The 19,813-nt window shown below is 71.1% G+C and carries 17 protein-coding genes; 15 read left to right on the forward strand and 2 right to left on the reverse strand.

Annotated elements, in window-relative coordinates; translation table 11 throughout:
• Positions 1-88 precede the first annotated feature (88 nt).
• From ACIQOE_RS13955 to ACIQOE_RS13985, 7 genes are all read left to right on the forward strand, one after another.
• The gene (locus ACIQOE_RS13955) at positions 89-2,086 is read left to right on the forward strand and encodes an Ig-like domain repeat protein (protein ID WP_399013518.1); all 1,998 of its coding nucleotides are present in this window, start codon (positions 89-91) and stop codon (positions 2,084-2,086) included.
• 74 nt (positions 2,087-2,160) lie between these two features.
• Positions 2,161-3,075, forward strand: coding sequence for a sortase (locus ACIQOE_RS13960; protein WP_401411647.1), 915 nt, complete (start codon positions 2,161-2,163; stop codon positions 3,073-3,075).
• Between the two features lie 14 nt (positions 3,076-3,089).
• The gene (pstB, locus tag ACIQOE_RS13965; protein ID WP_401411649.1) at positions 3,090-3,947 is read left to right on the forward strand and encodes a phosphate ABC transporter ATP-binding protein PstB; all 858 of its coding nucleotides are present in this window, start codon (positions 3,090-3,092) and stop codon (positions 3,945-3,947) included.
• A 346-nt stretch (positions 3,948-4,293) separates the two neighbouring features.
• Positions 4,294-4,557, forward strand: coding sequence for a hypothetical protein (locus ACIQOE_RS13970; protein WP_351327979.1), 264 nt, complete (start codon positions 4,294-4,296; stop codon positions 4,555-4,557).
• Positions 4,558-4,693: 136 nt separating this feature from the next.
• Positions 4,694-6,493, forward strand: a complete 1,800-nt coding sequence (locus ACIQOE_RS13975) for a phosphatidylglycerol lysyltransferase domain-containing protein (RefSeq protein WP_365555057.1) — start codon at positions 4,694-4,696, stop codon at positions 6,491-6,493.
• Positions 6,494-6,668: 175 nt separating this feature from the next.
• A complete protein-coding gene (locus ACIQOE_RS13980; RefSeq protein ID WP_401411652.1) occupies positions 6,669-7,673 on the forward strand; it encodes a cytochrome c oxidase assembly protein in 1,005 nt (334 codons plus the stop codon).
• 278 nt (positions 7,674-7,951) lie between these two features.
• Positions 7,952-9,556, forward strand: a complete 1,605-nt coding sequence (locus ACIQOE_RS13985) for a dolichyl-phosphate-mannose--protein mannosyltransferase (protein WP_401411654.1) — start codon at positions 7,952-7,954, stop codon at positions 9,554-9,556.
• A gap of 10 nt (positions 9,557-9,566) precedes the next feature.
• Here the strand turns inward: ACIQOE_RS13985 and ACIQOE_RS13990 are convergent, their stop codons facing one another.
• Positions 9,567-10,160 carry a dihydrofolate reductase family protein gene (locus ACIQOE_RS13990; RefSeq protein WP_351327973.1) on the reverse strand — a complete coding sequence of 198 codons (594 nt, stop codon included), beginning with the start codon at positions 10,158-10,160 and terminating at the stop codon, positions 9,567-9,569.
• A gap of 109 nt (positions 10,161-10,269) precedes the next feature.
• Here ACIQOE_RS13990 and ACIQOE_RS13995 point away from each other — a divergent pair, with 109 nt between their 5' ends.
• Entirely contained in the window at positions 10,270-11,058 is a 789-nt protein-coding gene (locus tag ACIQOE_RS13995) for an SAM-dependent methyltransferase (protein WP_351327971.1), read from the forward strand.
• A gap of 70 nt (positions 11,059-11,128) precedes the next feature.
• Here the strand turns inward: ACIQOE_RS13995 and ACIQOE_RS14000 are convergent, their stop codons facing one another.
• Entirely contained in the window at positions 11,129-11,803 is a 675-nt protein-coding gene (locus ACIQOE_RS14000) for a hypothetical protein (protein WP_351327957.1), read from the reverse strand.
• A gap of 362 nt (positions 11,804-12,165) precedes the next feature.
• Here ACIQOE_RS14000 and hemL point away from each other — a divergent pair, with 362 nt between their 5' ends.
• From hemL to ccsB, 7 genes are all read left to right on the forward strand, one after another.
• Positions 12,166-13,494 carry a glutamate-1-semialdehyde 2,1-aminomutase gene (gene hemL / locus ACIQOE_RS14005; RefSeq protein WP_351327955.1) on the forward strand — a complete coding sequence of 443 codons (1,329 nt, stop codon included), beginning with the start codon at positions 12,166-12,168 and terminating at the stop codon, positions 13,492-13,494.
• Complete coding sequence (locus tag ACIQOE_RS14010) at positions 13,491-14,174, forward strand: histidine phosphatase family protein (protein ID WP_351327953.1); 684 nt, start codon at positions 13,491-13,493, stop codon at positions 14,172-14,174. Before hemL ends, ACIQOE_RS14010 begins: the two co-directional genes overlap by 4 nt.
• A 125-nt stretch (positions 14,175-14,299) precedes the next feature.
• On the forward strand, positions 14,300-15,559 hold the full coding sequence (locus ACIQOE_RS14015) for a hypothetical protein (RefSeq protein WP_401411657.1): 1,260 nt from the start codon (positions 14,300-14,302) through the stop codon (positions 15,557-15,559).
• 68 nt (positions 15,560-15,627) lie between these two features.
• Positions 15,628-16,218 carry a TlpA disulfide reductase family protein gene (locus ACIQOE_RS14020; protein ID WP_351935024.1) on the forward strand — a complete coding sequence of 197 codons (591 nt, stop codon included), beginning with the start codon at positions 15,628-15,630 and terminating at the stop codon, positions 16,216-16,218.
• Position 16,219: 1 nt separating this feature from the next.
• Entirely contained in the window at positions 16,220-16,993 is a 774-nt protein-coding gene (locus ACIQOE_RS14025; RefSeq protein WP_351327946.1) for a cytochrome c biogenesis protein CcdA, read from the forward strand.
• Positions 16,994-16,996: 3 nt separating this feature from the next.
• Entirely contained in the window at positions 16,997-18,700 is a 1,704-nt protein-coding gene (locus ACIQOE_RS14030) for a cytochrome c biogenesis protein ResB (RefSeq protein WP_401411660.1), read from the forward strand.
• The gene (ccsB, locus tag ACIQOE_RS14035; RefSeq protein ID WP_351327942.1) at positions 18,697-19,791 is read left to right on the forward strand and encodes a c-type cytochrome biogenesis protein CcsB; all 1,095 of its coding nucleotides are present in this window, start codon (positions 18,697-18,699) and stop codon (positions 19,789-19,791) included. The genes ACIQOE_RS14030 and ccsB overlap by 4 nt, the downstream gene beginning before the upstream one ends.
• Positions 19,792-19,813 lie beyond the last annotated feature (22 nt).

The raw sequence follows: 19,813 nt of genomic DNA on the forward strand, positions 1-19,813 counted from the left end.
CCCCGAAAGGCAGTCGGGGCGGACGGTCTGCACCACCCTGCCAGATCCCTCTGCAACACCCCAGCTAGCTCTCGTCAGGAGACTCTCGATGCGCAATCTGCGCTCCTCGGCGGCGCTCGTCGCCGCGGCCGTGGTGGCCGGCGGCCTGGCCCTCGCCACCCCGGCGATCGCCGACCCCACCCCCGCCGGCACCTTCCGCCAGCTGGTCGGCGTGGGCTCGGACACCACCCAGGACGTGGTCAACGCCCTGGCCGGCGACACCGTCAACGGCACCAGCTACTCCGCCACCGCCGTGAAGTCGGCGAACGGCTCCGGCATCGCCTCGTACGACGCGATCGAGCCCGGCACCGGCTCCCTCACGTCCACCATCATCACCCGCTCCGGCGGCGCGCCGTTCGCCCGCCCGAACGGCTCCGGCAACGGCCAGAAGGCGCTGTCCGCGTCGCTGACCGGCGACAAGTTCCCGGCCGGCACCGGTACCGTCATCAAGGGCCAGGTCGACTTCGCCCGCTCCTCCGGCGGCCCGTCCACCACCGGAACGGCCCTCACCTACGTGCCGATGGCCCGCGACGCCGTGGGTGTCGCGGTCAAGGGCTCGGGCCTGGACTCGCTCACCAAGCAGCAGCTGTTCGAGATCTACTCCGGTTCGCTGAAGGTTCTGAACGGCCAGACCCTGCACCCGAAGATCCCGCAGGACGGCTCGGGCACCCGCAAGTTCTTCCTCGCGGCGATCGGCATGTCCACCACGCCGCTCGGCGCGAACGTGCAGGTCGTCCAGGAGAACCAGGCCAACACGGCCCTCACCGAGGACGGCGCGCTCGTCCCGTTCTCCGTGGGCTCCTGGATCGCGCAGAACAACGGCGTCTCGCCCGACTACAGCAAGGCCGCCGCCGCGGCCGGCGGCCACCTGGCCTCCGTCACGCTGCCGGGCGACGACGGTGCCACCAGCCCGGTCACCACGGTGAACGGCAAGCTGGCCCCGGTGCAGGCCTACTACGAGAACTCGACGTTCGGCCGTGACGTCTACAACGTCCTTCCGAGCCGCGCGATCGACCCGACCAGCGTCTTCTTCGACAAGGACCTGTACGACATCTTCGTCACCAGCGGCAGCCACACCGCCAAGCTGGCGTCGGAGAGCGCGGAGAAGGTCATCTCGGCCTTCGGCTTCGTCAACGAGCCGTACAACGGCTCCGTCAACCTGCAGGCCAAGCACGCGCTGCAGGGCGGCCTGGAGGGCCTGTCCTCCAGCAACACGGTGCCGGCCGCACCCGTTCTGAAGACCACCGTGGGCGACGCCAGCCTGAAGCTGTCCTGGACCGCTCCGGGCGCCACCCCGCTGGCGCTGACCGACTACCGGGTGACGCTGACCGACGCGGACGGCGGGGTCGTCGCCACCAAGGACGTCCCGGCGACCACCAAGACGTACTCCTTCACCGGCCTGGCCAACGGCACCTACACGGCCACGGTCACCGGCTACAACATCATCGGCGCCGGTGCGGACGCGACCTGGAAGGGTTCCGTCAAGTACGCCAGCACCACCAAGGCCACCACCGCCACCACCGCCTACGGCAAGACCCCGAAGGTCTCCGTCGCGGTCACCGGCACGCACGGCGTCAAGGCGACCGGCAAGGTCACCGTCAAGGACGGCACCACGGTCGTCGGCACCGGCACCCTGGACTCGTCCGGCAAGGTCTCCATCGGCCTGTCGAACCACCTCAAGGTCGCCACGCACGCGCTGTCGGTGTCCTACCCGGGCACCTCCCGGCTCAACGCGTCCTCCACGCTGGTCTCCCTGAAGATCACGAAGACGTCCGCGGCGGTCTCCGCCTCGCACCCGACCTCGGTGAGCCACACCGCCAGGGGCAAGGTCACCGTCAAGGTCACCGCGACCGGCACCATCCCGGGCGGCACCGTCCGCATCTACCAGGGCTCCAAGGTCATCGCGACCGGCACCCTGGGCGGCGGCCACGTCACCATCACGCTGCCGAAGCTCTCCAAGGGCAAGCACACCCTGCACGCCTTCTACGTCGGCTCCTCGACCGTGAACTCGAAGACCGGCGCCAACTTCACCATCACCTCCAAGTAATCCCCTGACGGGCCCGCCGGGAGCCACGCGGCTCCCGGCGGCCCCGCACGCGTCTTGTGAAGGAGGCGGGCTTCGTGACCGTCGCCGTACCGATACCGAGGACACCGGCCGCGGCCGTGCCGCGCAGGCCCGTCCGCGGTGTCACCGCAGTCCGCCACCTCTCGCGCGGCGGACTGCTCAGCCTCGCCGCGCTGCTGCTCGGCATCACCGCGCAGCTGCTGGTGGTCAGCGGGGCCCAGCAGCACGCCGCCCAGCACGCCGACTTCGACCAGCTGCGCGAGCAACTCGCCCTCGGCACCGCGCCGGTGGCCCAGACCGGCCAGGACGGCAAGCTGCTGGCGCCGGGCACCCCGCTCGCGCTCGTCCGGATCCCGAAGCTCGGCCTGAGCCAGGTCGTCCTGGAGGGCACCGACTCCGCCGTGCTGACCGACGGGCCCGGCCACCGCCGGGACACACCGATGCCCGGTCAGGCCGGCACCAGCGTGCTGATGGGCCGGGCGGCCGCGTACGGCGGGCCGTTCGGCAGGCTCGCGGAGCTGACCGCCGGCGACACCTTCACCGTGATCACCGGCCAGGGCACGGCGGACTACCAGGTCGTCGACGTACGACGGGCCGGGGACCCGGCGCCGACCGCGCTGGCCGCCGGCAAGAGCCGCCTCGTGCTGATCACGGCCACGGGCCCGCGGTTCGCCCCCTCGGGGATCCTGCGGGTCGACGCCGACCTGGTCTCCGAACCGTTCCAGACCCCCTCCGCGGTGATCCGCGCCGGCACCCTGCCGGCCTCCGAGGAACCCCTCGCCCGCCCCTCCGGGGTGCCGTGGCCGCTGGTGATGTGGCTGCAGGCGCTGCTGCTCACCGCCGTCGCCGCCGTCTGGACCTGGCACCGCTGGGGCCGCCACCAGACGTGGATCGCCTTCGCCCCGGTCGTCGCGGTGCTCGGCCTCCAGGTCGCCACGCGGACCACCGAACTGCTGCCGAATCTGCTGTGAACCAGGTGAATGAGATGACCGAGACCGCCACCGCCCTCGTCGGGACGACCGACACCGTCGTGCTCCCCGCCGCCGTCCCGGCGGTCGGCGGCCCCGCCCCCGCCACCCTCGAAGCCCGTGCCGTCTCCGCCTGGTTCGGCTCCCACCAGGTGCTCAGCCAGGTGTCGCTGACCATGCCCGCGGGCGAGGTCACCGCGCTCATCGGCCCGTCCGGCTGCGGCAAGTCGACGTTCCTGCGCACCCTCAACCGGATGCACGAGATGATCCCCTCCGCGCAGTTCGGCGGCGAGGTGCTCTTCGAGGGCGAGGACATCTACGACCCGTCGTGGCGGCTGACCGACGCACGCCGCCGGATCGGCATGGTCTTCCAGAAGCCGAACCCGTTCCCGGCGATGTCGATCTACGACAACGTGGTGGCGGGCCTGAAGCTGACCGGCGCCAAGGCGGGCCGTCGCGAGAAGGACGACCTGGTCGAGGAGTCCCTGACCCGCGCGGGCCTGTGGAAGGAGGTCCGCGACCGGCTCCGGCAGCCCGGCGGCGCGCTCTCCGGCGGACAGCAGCAGCGTCTGTGCATCGCGCGGGCCCTCGCGGTACGCCCCCGGGTGCTGCTGATGGACGAGCCGTGCTCGGCCCTGGACCCCACCTCCACCCGCCGGGTGGAGGAGACCATCCAGGACCTGGCCGGCCAGGTCACGATCGTGATCGTCACGCACAACATGCAGCAGGCGGCGCGCGTCTCCCAGCAGTGCGCGTTCTTCCTCGCGGAGCAGGGCACCCCGGGCGGCATCGTCGAGCACGGGGACACGGACGCGGTCTTCAACTCCCCGCAGGACCAGCGCACCGCCGACTACGTGGCGGGCCGGTTCGGCTGAACCGTGCCGGGAGCGGGACGGTCCGCCGCCGCCGGGTCCCGCACGGGGACCCGGCGGCGCGCCGTAGCGGCGGGCGGACCGCGGAGCCGTGGCGGGGCGCGCGGACCATGGAGACGTGGCGGGGCGCGCGGACCGCGGCGCCGTCAGCCCGCGTACGCCGGGCCGTCACCCGTGCGGAGCACGCCGCCGGGACGGCTGTGACGGAGAACACCGAGGACACCGGGCCGGGGCGCGCTGCCCCCGTGCCCGCGCCGATGCGCATACGCTCGTCCTGAGGCCCTTTTGACCCTACGTATTGTAGGTTCCCCATCGGCCACGGCGGCTCGTCAGCTCATCGGGGGTACTCATGCAGGGCACGGACGCAACGGAGACACGGCGCAGCCTCGCTCCCACGGTCGCGATGCTGGTGGCGAGCCTGCTGATCGCGGCGGTGGGCGTGTACGAGCTGTCCGGCTTCGGCCTGCACAGCCTCGACCGGCGTCCGCACCTGTTCAGCGACGGGCTCGCGACGGGCGGGGTGATCGTCGCCGCGGTGGCCGCGGGTGCGGCGATCGGGAACATCGCCTGGGTGCTGGCGGCCCGGCGGCGGGCCGAGCGGGAGTGTCCGTAAGAGGTCCCCGCGCCTTTCACACCGTATTCCGCACCACGGCAGGTCGCCCTGTCGTCTCCCGCCGTTACCCTACGGACCGTAGGGTCAGCTCCCTCCGCCACCGTCCCGTCCCCGTCCCCAAGGTGACCCGGCCACCATGTCCGCACAGCAGTCGACCCTGAACCCGCCACGCCCGTCCGCCGACCGGCGCGCCCCCGACACCACGCCCGGTGCCGCGCTGCGCAGACGGGCCGCCGACGCCACCGTCTGGTACCTGCGCCTGATCGCCGTCCTGAACATAGCGGCGGTGCTGTCCCTGCCGTTCCGGCAGGAGGTCGACGAGCACAACAACGGCCGCCTCACCCTGCACCTCCACCGGCAGCACGCCCACCACTCCGGCCAGTTCTTCACGCCGTACCTGGCCACGGCCGGTCTGGTCTCGGCCGCCCTCGCGATCTTCTTCGTGCTGGTGATGCGCCGCCGCAAGCGGGCCGCGTGGGTGGTCAACGTCGTGCTCTCCGCGCCCCTCTTCGTCCTCTACGTCCTCGCGCTCACCCAGCACGAGTACCGCGCCCACGCCTTCAACTGGGTCTCCGCCGCCCTCACCGGCCTCTTCGTGGCCGCGCTGCTGATCAGCCGCCGGGAGTTCGACGCGATCGGCGACCCGTCGAACCCGCGGCTCGCGCTGGCGGCGGGCGTGGGCGGCGTGGCCGTCACGGGCGTCCTCGGCACGCTCCTGGTACACGTCACGAACACCTCCCGCGGCGCCACCCTCCCCGACGAGATCGCCTACACGCTCCTGCGCGGCATCAGCGTCGGGCCGCTCGCCGACCGGGTCACCGCGGTGCACGCCTCCCGCTGGACCGACATCGTCATCAACGTCCTGCTCGCCGCCGCCTTCTGCCTGGTCCTGTACGCCGGCTTCCGCTCCCCGCGCGGCCGGCGCCTGCTCGGCGCCGAGGACGAGGAGCGGCTCAGGGGCCTGCTGGACCGGCACGGCGCCCGCGACTCCCTCGGGTACTTCGCCCTGCGCCGCGACAAGGCGGCGATCTTCTCGCCCACCGGCAAGGCGGCCGTCACCTACCGCGTCGTCGGCGGCGTCAGCCTGGCCTCCGGCGACCCGATCGGCGACCCGGAGGCGTGGCCCGGCGCGATCGACGCGTGGCTGACGGAGGCCCGGCAGCACGCCTGGACGCCCGCCGTCATGGGCGCGAGCGAGGAGGCGGGCACCATCTACGCCCGGCACGGCCTGGACGCCCTGGAACTCGGCGACGAGGCGATCGTCGACATCGCCGACTTCACCCTGGAGGGCCGCGCGATGCGGGTGGTCCGCCAGGCCCACAACCGGGTCCGCCGCGCCGGCTACACGGTCCGGGTCCGCCGCCACGAGGACATCCCGGCCGACGAGATGACCCTGCTGACGGAACGGGCGGACCACTGGCGCGACGGCACCACGGAACGCGGCTTCTCGATGGCGCTCGGCCGCCTCGGCGACCGGGCGGACGGCCGCTGCGTGATGCTGGAGTGCCGGGACGCCGACGACGTGCCCCGCGCCCTGCTCAGCTTCGTCCCGTGGGGCGAGCACGGCCTCTCCCTGGACCTGATGCGCCGCGACCGCGACGCGGAGAACGGCCTGATGGAGTTCATGGTCGTGGAACTCCTCCTGCGGGCCCCCGACCTGAAGGTCGACCGGGTCTCGCTGAACTTCGCGATGTTCCGCTCGGTCTTCGAACGCGGCTCCCGCCTCGGCGCCGGCCCGGTGCTGCGCCTGTGGCACGCGACCCTCACGTTCTTCTCCCGCTGGTGGCAGATCGAGTCCCTGTACCGGGCGAACGCCAAGTACCGCCCGATATGGGAGCCGCGCTACCTGCTCTTCGCCCGCAGCAGCGACATCCCGAGGATCGGCCTGGCCAGCGCCCGCGCGGAGGGATTCCTCACCGTTCCCTGGAGGCCGTGAGCATCCCGGAGCGGCCCGGAGCGGCCGGGCCCGGCCGGGTGCCGCCGCCGGAACCGGGATCCCGGTGCGAGGGCCGGGCGCGGCGGGTATAGCGTCGCGCAGTGGGTCGGACCTGACCCGTTTCGTCCTGGACCCGAGCGCGGCAGGACCGAAGGACCCGAGGAGGGCGAGCGGGATGGCCGAACCGACCGTGGGCGTGCTGCTGACGTCATGGCAGCCGGACGTGCCCGCGCTGCTGCTGGTCGTCCTGCTGGGCGGGCTGTACGGCTGGGGCGTGCTGCGGGTGCGCGCCGCGGGCGGATCCTGGTCGCCGGTCCGCACCGCGGCCTTCGCCGTCGTCGGCCTCGGCGCGCTCGTGGTGGCGACGATGTCGGCGCTCGCCGTCTACGACCACGTGCTGTTCTGGCCGGCCGCCGTCCAGAACGTGCTGCTCGACCTCGTCGCGCCGCTGGGCCTGGCGCTCGGCGACCCGCTCCGGCTCGCCGCGCGGGCGCTCCCGGGGCCCGCGGCGGCACGGCTGCGCCGCGTCACGACCGGCCGGGTGCTGCGCCTGCTGACCTTCCCCCTGGTCAGTACGGCGCTGGTGCTCGCCACCGAGCTGACGGTCTACTTCACGCCGTACTTCGCGACCGCGCTGCGGGTGGGCTGGCTGCACGAGCTGATGTACCTGCACCTGCTGGCCGCGGGCTGCCTGTTCGTCGTCCCCGTGCTGGCCGGGGAGGAGACGCTGCCCGCCTGGTGCACCCACCCGGTCCGGGCCGCGCTGGTCTTCCTGGACGGTGTGATCGACGCGATCCCGGGCGTGGTCGTCATGACGCACGGCACGCTGATCGCCGGCGCCTGGTACCTGCACCACCATCCGTCCTGGTCCCCGGACGTCCGGCAGGACCAGCAGATCGGCGGCGGCGCGATGCTGAGCATCGCCGAGCTGGTCGCGCTGCCGTTCCTGCTGCTGATCCTGGTGCAGTGGGCGCGGGCGGAGCGGGTGCAGACGGCGGTGCTGGACCGGCAGCTGGACCGGCAGCAGGCCGCCGCGGTCGCCGCCTCCGCCGCCGTCCCGAGCGCCGGCTCCGCCCCGGCCGTCCCGTCCGCCGAGTCCGCCGAGCGGGTCCGCCCCTGGTGGGAGACGGAGGGCAACGAGGTGGCCGCCAGGATCCGCCGCCAGCACGGCGAGGAGTGACCGGGCCGCGGGAGTGACATCACCGACACCCCGGACCGCAACCCGTACGGGCGAAATCACGTCCAACTGACGTGGCTCACGTGCTCGATGGAACAGACGGAACATACGGGACGGACGGACCGGGCGGACCGGACGGATCGCGTGGATCGGGCGGGACGGGTGGATCGGACGGGTCGGACGGGTCGGACGGAACGGACCGGAGTCGCGGTACCGGCGTCCGGACGCGGCCCGGAGACCGGCGGCCGGCCGGTCCGGCTCCCGTCCGCCCCGCCGCCGACGTGCGGGAGCGGCTCGTCCCGCCGTTCCCCGAACCGTCCCCGCGCCCATGGGAGTTCCTCGGTCTCGCGCCCGCCCCGGCGTACCGCGCCGCGCGGGCCATGGCGTGGCTGGGGCCGCTACTGGTCGCCGTGCTGGCGGGCGCGATCCGGTTCTGGCGGCTCGGCAGCCCGCGGGAGATCGTCTTCGACGAGACCTACTACGCCAAGGACGCCTGGTCGATGCTGCGGCTCGGCTACGAGGGCAGCTGGCCGGACCGCAAGATCGCCGACCCGCAGATCCTCGCCCATCCGCAGGTGATCCCGCTCTCCGACGGAGGGTCGTTCGTCGCGCACCCGCCGACCGGCAAGTGGGTGATCGCCCTGGGGGAGGGGCTGTTCGGCCTCACCCCGTTCGGCTGGCGGTTCATGACCGCGCTGCTCGGCACGGTGTCGGTCCTGATGCTGTGCCGGATCGGCCGCCGCCTGTTCCGGTCCACCTTCCTGGGCTGCCTGGCCGGCGCGCTGCTGGCGGTGGACGGCCTGCACGTCGTGATGAGCCGGACCGCACTCCTCGACCTCGTGGTGATGTTCTTCGTGCTGGCGGCCTTCGGCTGCCTGCTGGTCGACCGGGACCGGGCGCGGGCCCGGCTCGCGGCGGCGCTGCCGGCCGGCCCGGACGGCCGGATCCGCCCGGACGGCGACACCGGCGACCGCACGGGGACGGGCGCGCGGCCCTGGCGGCTCGCGGCCGGCCTCTTCCTCGGCCTGGCGGCGTCCACCAAGTGGAACGGCCTCTACTTCCTGGTCTTCTTCATGGTCCTGACCCTGCTCTGGGACGTCGGCGCGCGCCGGGTCGCCGGAGCCCGGCACCCGTACCGGGCGGTGCTGCGCAAGGACCTCGTACCCTCCGCGCTCTCCCTCGCGCCGGTCGCCGTCGCCACCTACCTGGCGACCTGGACCGGCTGGTTCCTGTCCGACGACGGCTGGGGGCGCCACTGGGCGGACGGCCGCGGCGGCACCTGGTCGTGGATCCCGGCCCCGCTGCGCAGCCTGTGGCACTACGAGTACCTGGTGTACCAGTTCAACGTGGGGCTGCACACGCCGCACAAATACCAGTCGAATCCGTGGAGTTGGCTGGTGCAGGGCCGGCCGGTGCTGTTCTCCTACACCTCGCCGCAGCCCGGCGAGGACGGCTGCCACACCGCCACCCCGTGCACCCGGACGGTGCTCGCGCTCGGCACCCCGCTGCTGTGGTGGGCCGCCTGCTTCGCCCTGGTCTACCTGCTCCACCGCTGGGCGCTGCGCCGCGACTGGCGGGCCGGCGCCGTGCTGTGCGCGGTCGGCGCCGGCTACCTGCCGTGGTTCCTCTACCAGGACCGCACGATCTTCTCCTTCTACGCGGTCGCCTTCGTGCCCTACCTGTGCCTGGCCGTGACGATGATGATCGGGGCCATGCTGGGGCCGCCGGGCGCGACGGAGCGCAGGCGCCGGACCGGCGCGGTGGCCGCGGGCGTCCTCGTCCTGCTCATCGCCTGGAACTTCGTCTACTTCTTCCCGATCTACACCGGCCGGACCATCCCGTACGCCGGCTGGCAGGCGAGGATGTGGCTCGACACCTGGATCTGAGGGCGGCCGCTCACTCTGTCCCGTCCGGCGCCGGGGCCGCCTCGCGCACCACCCGGTGCCGGAGGTAGACGACCCCCGAACTGACCGTGCGGCTCTCGACGAGTTCCAGGTCCACCCGGCGCTCCTCCCTGGGGAAGAACGGAATGCCGCCGCCGACCAGCACCGGGTAGACCATGACCCGGTACTCGTCGATCAGGCCGGACGCGGCCGCCTCGGCGGCGAGGGTCGCGCCGCCGATCGCGATGTCGCCGGTCCCCGGCTCGGCCCGCAGCCGCGCGATCTCCTCCGCCACGCCGCCCGTGAGCAGCCGGGCGTTGCCCCGGACCTCCGAGAGCGTGGTGGAGAACACCACCTTCGGCAGCGGGTTCCACAGCGCGGTCCACTCGCGGTCCGCGTCGTCGAACGTGGGCTCCTGGTCGGCGGTCTCCCAGTACAGCATCGTCTCGTACAGCCGCCGCCCCATCAGGTGGACGCCGACCTCCCGGATCTCCTCGATCCAGAAGCGGAACAGTTCCGGGTCGGGGGCCGACCAGTTGAACCCTCCGTCCGGCCCGACGATGTAGCCGTCGAGCGACATGCTCATCGAATAGGTCACCTTGCGCATCGAAACCCTCCAGGGGTGTTCAAGTCGCCCACTTTCCATGGCAGATGAGATGACGAGTACGATCACCGCGAACTCGCTCTGTACTTCTCACCGGCGCGATGGAGTTGCCATGACGACCAATCCTCAGCCGTCTCCGTCGATCGACACCAGCAGGGCGCACCCTGCGCGGGTCTACGACTGGCTGCTCGGCGGCAAGGACAACTACCCCGTCGACGAGGCGGTCGGCGAGAAACTGCCGCTCGAGGCCAGGGACGCCGCCCGGCAGAACCGCCAGTTCATGCACCGCGCCGCCGCGTGGCTCGCCACCCAGGGCATCGACCAGTTCCTGGACATAGGCACCGGCATCCCCACCGAGCCGAACCTGCACCAGATCGTGCAGAACGTCGTGCCGTCGGCCAAGGTCGTCTACACCGACAACGACCCGATCGTCCTGCGGCACGCGGAGGCGCTGCTGATCAGCCGGCCCGAGGGCGCGACCGACTACATCCAGGCGGACGTCCGCGACCCGGAGGCGATCGTCCGGCACGCCCGGCACATCCTGGACTTCGACCGCCCGGTCGCGCTGTCGCTGATCGCGCTGATGCACTTCATCAGCGACGAGCAGGACGCCCACGGCATCGTCCGCGCCCTGGTCGGCACGCTGCCCTCCGGCAGCCACCTGATCCTGTCGCACGCCGCGTCCGACCTCTACCCGGACCTCGTCGAGCAGGTCGTCGCCGAGTACGCCAAGGGCGGCATCAAGCTCGCCTTCCGCACCCGCCCCGAGGTGGAACGGTTCTTCGACGGCATGGACCTCGTGACGCCGGGCCTGGTCACCGCGACGGAGTGGTTCGCCGCCTCCGTGGCCCCGGCCGCCGAGGGCAGCGGCATCTACGCAGGCGTGGCCCGCATCCGCTGACCCGACCGGCCCTGGGCGCACACAGAGGGCGGGGTCCGAGAACCCCGCCCGAAACCCCCGAGCCCCCAGCTCAGGGCCACACCAGGCAATACGGCTGATGCCCCGCCTCATGCAGCCGGTGGCTGAAGTCCTGCCACTCGTGCAGCAGCTGATACACGTTGAACGCGTCCCTCGGGCCGCCCCGGTCCGGGACCGTCGACCAGATGAAGGCCGCCGCGCCGACCGCTTCCTCGCCTATGCCGCGCAGCGGGTCCACGACCGTCATGGGGAGCTTGACGACCGCGTAGTCCGGGTGCAGGACGACCAGCTCCAGGGGCGGCACCTTGTTCAGGGGCACGCCTTCGATGCCCGTCAGCACCATCGCGGCCATGGTCTCCGGCTTGATCTTCGTGAACATGCCGTTCATACCGAGCTCGTCGCCGCCGAGTTCCTCGGGGCGCATGGAGATCGGGACCCGGGCCGCGGTCGCGCCGTCCGGTGCGCCGAAGTATTTGTACGTCACCCCCACCCGACCACCATTCCTGCTACCGGTCTGAGAACGTTCGATCCGGCGATCGATCCGCTGGCCCCTCTGGTCCCACTGATCGATACGTCGGTCGCGCCGATCGGACTCACTCGGTACGCCGCCCTGTTCCTGACGTGCTGCCTCAGCCGCTTCCTCCGCGTCGCGTCGGTGCCTTCCCCGCCGGGCACGTCGAGGACCCAGGTCGTCAGTCCCCTCGCCCAGTCCGCCACCGCGATGCATATCTCCACCCGACTGCTTTTCTAGGACGCGTGGCCCCCGCCGCGCAACCCGATCATCGTGTCAGTGACCTCCCCCACGGCCGCCCGCCGAAACGTGCGTCGAAACATCAGTCCGCAGGATCTTTACAGCCTCCGGCCGGCTCTGTACCGGATGAGCTGGGTGTATCGGGTCACAGTCTCGCAGATGCCCAGGGCCCCGCGCCGGGCCCGCCGATTACCCGTACGAGAGGCCCCGCCGTCACCGCGTCCGCTCGCGTCCGCCCCGCGAAGGCCACCGTCGCTGCGAGCAGAGCAGGCTCCTCCGCCTACCCTGAGGAGGTCACCCAGCAACCGGAGTCCGAGAAGCCGGAGAAGCCGCACGCCATGAGTGCCCAGAGCGAAACGCCCTATCCCTACGACGCGCCCGTCTCACAGGCGCTCTTCGACCGCGCCTCCGCGGTCACGCCCGGCGGCGTGAACTCCCCGGTGCGCGCCTTCCGTGCCGTCGGCGGCACCCCCCGCTTCATGGTCTCCGGCAAGGGGGCCTACCTCACCGACGCCGACGGCCGCGAGTACGTCGACCTCGTCTGCTCCTGGGGGCCGATGATCCTCGGCCACTCCCACCCCGAGGTCATCGCCGCCGTCCAGGACGCCGTCTCCCGCGGCACCTCCTTCGGCACGCCCGGCGAGGGCGAGGTCGCCCTGGCCGAGGAGATGGTCGCCCGGATCGACCCGCTGGAGCAGGTGCGGCTGGTCAGCAGCGGGACCGAGGCCACCATGAGCGCCATCCGGCTGGCCCGCGGATTCACCCGGCGCACCAAGGTGATCAAGTTCGCCGGGTGTTACCACGGTCACGTCGACTCGCTGCTCGCGGCGGCCGGCAGCGGGGTCGCCACCTTCGCGCTGCCCGACACCCCCGGTGTCACCGGCGCCCAGGCCGGCGACACGATCGTGCTGCCGTACAACGATCTCGAAGCCGTGCAGGAGGCCTTCCACCGGCACCCCGGGGAGATCGCCTGCGTGATCACCGAGGCCTCGCCGGGCAACATGGGCGTCGTACCGCCCGCGCCCGGGTTCAACCAGGGGGTCAGGGACACCTGCCACAAGAACGGCGCCCTGTACATCTCCGACGAGGTGATGACCGGGTTCCGGACCAGCCGCGCCGGATGGTTCGGGATCGACGGGGTGGTGCCCGACCTGATGACCTTCGGGAAGGTGATGGGCGGCGGGTTCCCTGCGGCCGCCTTCGGCGGACGCGCGGACGTCATGGCGCACCTCGCGCCGGCCGGCCCGGTCTACCAGGCCGGCACCCTCTCCGGGAACCCGGTCGCCACCGCCGCCGGGCTGGCCCAGCTGCGGCTGCTCGACGAGGCGGCCTACGAGAAGGTCGACGCCGTCTCCGCGCAGATCCAGGCGCTGGTCTCCGAGGCGCTGAACAAGGAGGGCGTCGCGCACCAGGTGCAGACGGCGTCCAACATGTTCTCCGTCTTCTTCACCAACCGTCCGGTGCGCAACTACGAGGACGCGCGGGCCCAGGAGTCGTTCCGCTTCACCGCGTTCTTCCACTCCCTCCTCTCCGACGGCGTCTACCTGCCGCCGTCGTCCTTCGAGTCCTGGTTCGTCTCCACGGCCCACGACGACCGGGCCATCCAGAAGATCGCCGACGCCCTCCCGGCGGCGGCCCGAGCGGCCGCGGAGGCCACGGCAGCATGAGCGAGCAGCAGGACATCACCGTCGTCCACGTGATGCGGCACGGCGAGGTCGACAACCCCGACGGGGTGCTCTACGGCCGCCTCCCCGGCTACCACCTGTCCGAGCTGGGCCGGAAGATGGCCGACCGGGTCGCCGAGCACCTCGCCCCGCGGGACGTGACGTACGTCGTCGCCTCGCCGCTGGAGCGTGCGCAGGAGACCGCCACCCCGATCGCCAAGGCGCACGGTCTCGACCTCGCCACCGACGAGCGGCTGATCGAGGCGGAGAACATCTTCCAGGGCAAGACCTTCGGGGTCGGCGACGGTGCGCTGAAGAAGCCCGCCAACTGGAAGTACCTCGTCAACCCGTTCCGGCCGTCCTGGGGCGAGCCGTACGTCGACCAGGTCGTCCGGATGCGGGGCGCGCTGGACGCGGCCAAGGACCGGGCCCGCGGGCACGAGGCGGTCCTGGTCAGCCACCAGCTGCCGATCTGGATCCTGCGGTCCTACGTCGAGAAGCGCCGGCTGTGGCACGACCCGCGCAAGCGGCAGTGCACCCTGGCCTCCCTGACGACTTTCACATATCAAGGGGACAGGATCGTTTCCGTCGGGTACTCCGAGCCGGCCATCGACCTCGTCCCGGCTCACCTCCGCGCCGGTGCCAAGCCGGTGCAGGGGAAGGGCAAGGCCTTCGGGGCGTGAACTCCGCACCCCTGAAACCGGTTTCCTTAAATTAATCTGAAAATATGTTGTTCCTCATGGAACCTCCCGGTTCGTCCCGGCCTCTGAATGGGTGACCACCAGCGGACGTGACGAATCGGGGAACCATGCGGACCTTCACCCGAAGGGGACTACTCGGCGTCGGCGCGGGCGCCGCGGCCGGACTGGGCCTCGCCGGCTGCGGGAGCCACACATCGTCGGACGGCGCCACCCACGCCGGCGGTTCCGGCGGAACTCCCTCCGGAACGCCCAGCCCGAAGCCCACCGCCCATCCCCTCGGCGACGGCTCCACCTCCCGCACCGGCAAGCAGCCCCACCAGCCCGCGGCCCCCGAGCCGCTGGAGCCGGGCCAGACCCCGCCGCAGTTCGTGATCTTCTCCTGGGACGGCGCCGGCGAGGTCGGCAACGGCCTCTTCCCGCGCTTCCTGGACCTGGCCAAGGAACACGGCGCGTCGATGACCTTCTTCCTCTCGGGCCTCTACCTCCTCCCGGAGTCGAAGAAGCGGCTGTACAACCCGCCGAACAACCCGCGGGGCGCCTCCGACATCGGCTACCTCACCGACGAGCACATCAAGGCGACGCTGGCCAACGTCCGCCGCGCCTGGCTCGAAGGGCACGAGATAGGCACCCACTTCAACGGGCACTTCTGCGGCGGCTACGGCACGGTCGGCAACTGGACGCCCAAGCAGTGGCGCAGCGAGATCGACCAGGCCAAGGCGTTCGTGAAGGAGTGGCGGACCAACAGCGGCTGGACCGACCTGCCGTCCCTGCCCTTCGACTACGACAAGGAACTGGTCGGCGGCCGCACGCCCTGCCTGCTCGGCCAGAACAACCTGCTGCCCACCGCCCGCGACCTCGGCTGGCGCTACGACGCCTCCTCGCCGGGCGGCCGCCAGGTCTGGCCGCAGAAGAAGCTGGGCATCTGGGACCTGCCGCTGCAGCAGATCCCGTTCCCCGGCCACTCCTTCGAGGTCCTGTCCATGGACTACAACATGCTCGCCAACCAGTCGGTCAACTCGACCAAGGCCCCGGCCTACAACTACCCGGGCTGGCGGAAGCAGTCCGCACAGTCGTACATAGCGGGATTCGAGCGGGCATACACGACGAACCGGGCGCCTTTCTTCATAGGCAACCACTTCGAGCAGTGGAACGGCGGCATCTACATGGACTCCGTCGAGGAGGCCTTCAAGCACATCGCCCGCGAGAAGGAGAAGGGCGCGGACGTGCGCCTGGTCTCCTTCCGCCAGTTCGTGGACTGGATGGACGTCCAGAAGCCCGAGGTCCTGGAGAAGCTGCGCACCCTGGACGTGGGCCAGCGGCCGACGGGCGGCTGGAAGACGCTCCTCAAGCAGGGGACCGCGGCCTGAAACGGGGGCGCATCCCGGACCCAGGGGGGTGCGCAAGATCCTCAGAACGGGCATGCGAAACTTTTCACATGAGTACCCGTAGCCGCGCCGTCCTGCTCGGCGCCATGGCCGCCGCGGCGGCTCTGACCCTGTCCGCGTGCGGCTCCGGCGGTACCTCGGGCGGTGGCGGCAACACCAACTTCGTCGCCGGCAAGAACGGCATCGACACGGTCGCGAAGGGCCACCGCGCGGCGGCCCCCGACCTGTCGGGCAAGACCATCGACGGCAGCACGCTCGACGTCGCGGACTACAAGGGCAAGGTCGTGGTCCTCAACGTGTGGGGCTCCTGGTGCAGCCCGTGCCGTGCCGAGGCGCCCTACTTCGCGGCCGTCTCCAAACAGTACGCGGACCAGGGTGTCCAGTTCGTCGGCATCAACACCCGCGACACCAGCACCGGCTCCGCGGTCGCCTTCGAGAAGCAGAACGGCATCGGCTACCCGAGCCTGTACGACCCGACGGGCAAGCTGATGCTCCGCTTCAAGAAGGGCACGCTCAACCCGCAGGCGATCCCCTCCACCCTGGTCCTCGACCGGCAGGGCAACGTCGCGGCGCGCTCGCTGGCGGCGCTCAGCGAGGAGAACCTGCAAAAGATGATCAAGCCGGTCGTCGCGGAGAAGTGACGTGAGCGCACTCCTCACGGTCGCCGCGGAGACGGGCCGCAACGAGACCGTCTTCAGCGGCGCCCTGCTGGTCGCCCTGCCGATCGCGCTGCTCGGCGGACTCGTCTCCTTCTTCTCGCCCTGCGTGCTGCCGCTCGTCCCGGGCTACCTGTCGTACGTCACCGGGGTCGCCGGCACCGACCTGGCCGAGGCCCGGCGCGGCCGGATGGCCACCGGCGCCGCGCTCTTCGTCCTCGGCTTCACCGCCGTCTTCGTCTCCGGCGGGGCCCTGTTCGGCTACTTCGGCCAGGACCTCCAGGAACAGTCCGGCACCCTCACCAAGGTGCTCGGCGTGCTGATGATCGCCATGGGTGTGTTCTTCATGGGCCTGATGCCCTGGTTCACCCAGCGCGAGTTCCGCTTCCACCGGCGGCCGACGGCCGGTCTGATAGGGGCACCGCTGCTCGGCGCGCTCTTCGGGATCGGCTGGACGCCGTGCATCGGCCCGACCCTCGCCTCCGTGATCGCCCTGTCGTCACAGCAGGGCAGCGCGGGCCGCGGCGCCATACTGACCGTCGCGTACTGCCTCGGCCTCGGCGTCCCCTTCGTGCTCACCGCGGTCGCCTTCCGCAAGGCGCTCGGTGCCTTCGGCTGGGTCAAGCGCCACTATGTCTGGGTGATGCGCATCGGCGGCACGATGATGATCGTGACCGGCGTGCTGCTGCTGACCGGGGCCTGGGACAGCCTCGTGCAGGAGATGCAGGGCTGGTCCGACGGCTTCAGTGTAGGGATCTGATCGATGAGTACGAGTTCGAAGCACGCCCCTGACGATCAGGATCTCGGCGCGGCCGGCTCGCAGCTGTCCACCGCGCCCTCCCAGGACGAGCCGCCGATCGTCCCCGGCATCGGCGTCGTCGGCTGGGCCCGCTGGTTCTGGCGGCAGCTGACCTCCATGCGGGTCGCGCTGCTGCTGCTCCTGCTGCTGTCGCTGGGTGCGATCCCCGGCTCGCTGATCCCGCAGTCCGGCGCCGACATCTCCAAGGTCGAGGACTTCCGCAAGGCCCACAAGACGCTGTCGCCCCTCTACGACAAGCTCGGCCTGTTCCACGTCTACAGCTCGGTGTGGTTCTCGGCGATCTACATCCTGCTGTTCGTCTCCCTGGTCGGCTGCATCATCCCGCGCGCCTGGCAGTTCGTGGGCCAGCTGCGCGGCCGTCCGCCGGGCGCGCCGAAGCGGCTGAACCGGCTTCCCGCCTACACCACCTGGCGGACCACGGCCGCGCCCGAGGAGGTCCGTGACGCGGCGCTGACCCTGCTGAAGAAGCGCCGCTTCCGCTCCCACCTCGTCGGCGACGCGGTCGCCGCCGAGAAGGGCTACGTCCGCGAGTTCGGCAACCTGGTCTTCCACGTCGCGCTGATCGTGATGCTGATCGCGTTCGCCTCCGGCCAGATGTACAAGTCGGACGGCACCAAGCTGGTCGTCGAGGGCGACGGCTTCGCCAACTCGATCCTCCAGTACGACGACTTCAAGTCCGGCTCCCTGTTCAGCACCGACGACCTGGTGCCGTTCAGCTTCGACCTGAAGAACTTCAAGGCCAGCTACCAGACCAGCGGCCCCAGCAAGGGCACGCCGGTCACCTTCAGCGCCGACATCGACTACAGCGAGGGCGCCTACGGCAAGCCGAAGCGGACCACCATCAAGGTGAACCAGCCGCTGCGCATCGACGACGCCAAGGTCTACCTCGTCAGCCACGGCTACGCCCCCGTCGTCACGGTCCGCGACGCCAAGGGCGCCGTCGTCTACCACGACGCCGTCCCGCTGCTCCCGCTCGACGCCAACGTCACCTCGCAGGGCGTGGTCAAGGTGATGGACGGCTACAAGAACGCCAAGGGCGTCGGCGAGCAGCTCGGCATCTCGGCGTTCTTCCTGCCGACCTACGGCGGCGGCTCCTCGGTGCTGTCCACCTTCCCGGCGCTCGGCAACCCGGTGCTCAACCTGACGCCGTACCACGGCGACCTCGGCGTCGACTCGGGCATCCCGCAGAGCGTCTACCAGCTCGACAAGTCCCACATGAAGGAGTTCAAGGACTCCAAGGGGGCGCAGTTCCGCGACAACCTGAAGCCCGGACAGACCATGCAGCTGCCCGACGGCGCCGGTTCCGTGACGTTCGAGAAGGACGTCAAGGAATGGGCCGGCTTCGAGATCGTCCAGGAGCCCGGCAGCGGCTGGGCGCTGGGCGGCGCGCTCGCCGCGATCTTCGGCCTCGCCGCCTCGCTGTTCATCCAGCGCCGCCGCGTCTGGGTGCGGGCCGTGCCGGGCCCCGACGGCGTCACCGTCGTCGAGATGGCCGGCCTCGGCCGCAGCGAGTCGGCGAAGGTGCCCGAGGAACTGGGCGACCTCGCCGACATCCTCTACGACCAGGCGCCGGGGGCTCCCGACCCCGACGAAGACGACCAGTCAGCAGCATCCCCCGTACCTGCCGAAGGGGCTGAGAAGCGATGACTTCCGCCGCCGCAACCACGCTCGCCGCGACCAACGAGCATCTCGCGAGCATGAGCAACACGCTCATCTACTCCTCGATGGCCGTCTACACGCTGGCCTTCTTCGCCTACATCTTCGAGTGGCTGCTCGGCAGCCGCAGCCGCGTCGCCCGGACCGCCAACGCGCTCACCACCGAGCCCGCGGCGAAGAAGGCGCCCGCGGTCACGGTCAAGAAGGCCGGCGGCACCGCCGTACTGGAACGCCCGAAGGTCGTGGTCCGCTCCGCGGCGGGCTCGCGGGACGTGCCGGACGGGCCCGGCGCGCACGGCGGCGACGAGCAGGGCGACCTCTACGGCCGGATCGCGATCTCCCTCACGGTCCTCGCCTTCCTCGTGGAGCTGGCCGGTGTGATCACCCGGGCCGCCTCCGTGCAGCGGGCGCCGTGGGGCAACATGTACGAGTTCAACATCACGTTCTCCACGGTGGCCGTCGCCATCTACCTCGGGCTGCTGGCCCTGAAGAAGAACGTCCGCTGGATGGGCCTGTTCCTGATCACCACGGTCCTGCTGGACCTCGGTCTCGCGGTCACCGTCCTCTACACGGCGAGCGAGCCGCTGGTCCCGGCCCTGCACTCGTACTGGCTCTACATCCACGTCTCCACCGCCATCTTCTGCGGCGCGGTCTTCTACGTCGGCGCGGTCGCCACGATCCTCTACCTGTTCAAGGACTCCTACGAGAACAAGCTGGAGACCGGCGGCACCCCCGGCCGCTTCGCCACCTCGGTCCTGGAACGCCTGCCCGCGTCGGCCTCGCTGGACAAGTTCGCCTACCGCGTCAACGCGGCGGTCTTCCCGCTGTGGACGTTCACGATCATCGCGGGCGCGATCTGGGCGGGCAGCGCCTGGGGCCGGTACTGGAACTGGGACCCGAAGGAGACCTGGTCCTTCATCACCTGGGTCGCCTACGCCTGCTACCTGCACGCCCGCGCCACCGCGGGATGGAAGGGCCGCAAGGCCGCCTACCTGGCGATGCTCGCCTTCGGCTGCTGGCTGTTCAACTACTACGGCGTCAACATCTTCGTCACCGGCAAGCACTCCTACGCGGGCGTGTGAGCCACCGAGGGGCCACACTGGT

It is taken from the genome of Streptomyces sp. NPDC091282, from assembly GCF_044757385.1.
Taxonomy (GTDB): Bacteria; Actinomycetota; Actinomycetes; order Streptomycetales; family Streptomycetaceae; genus Streptomyces; species Streptomyces gramineus.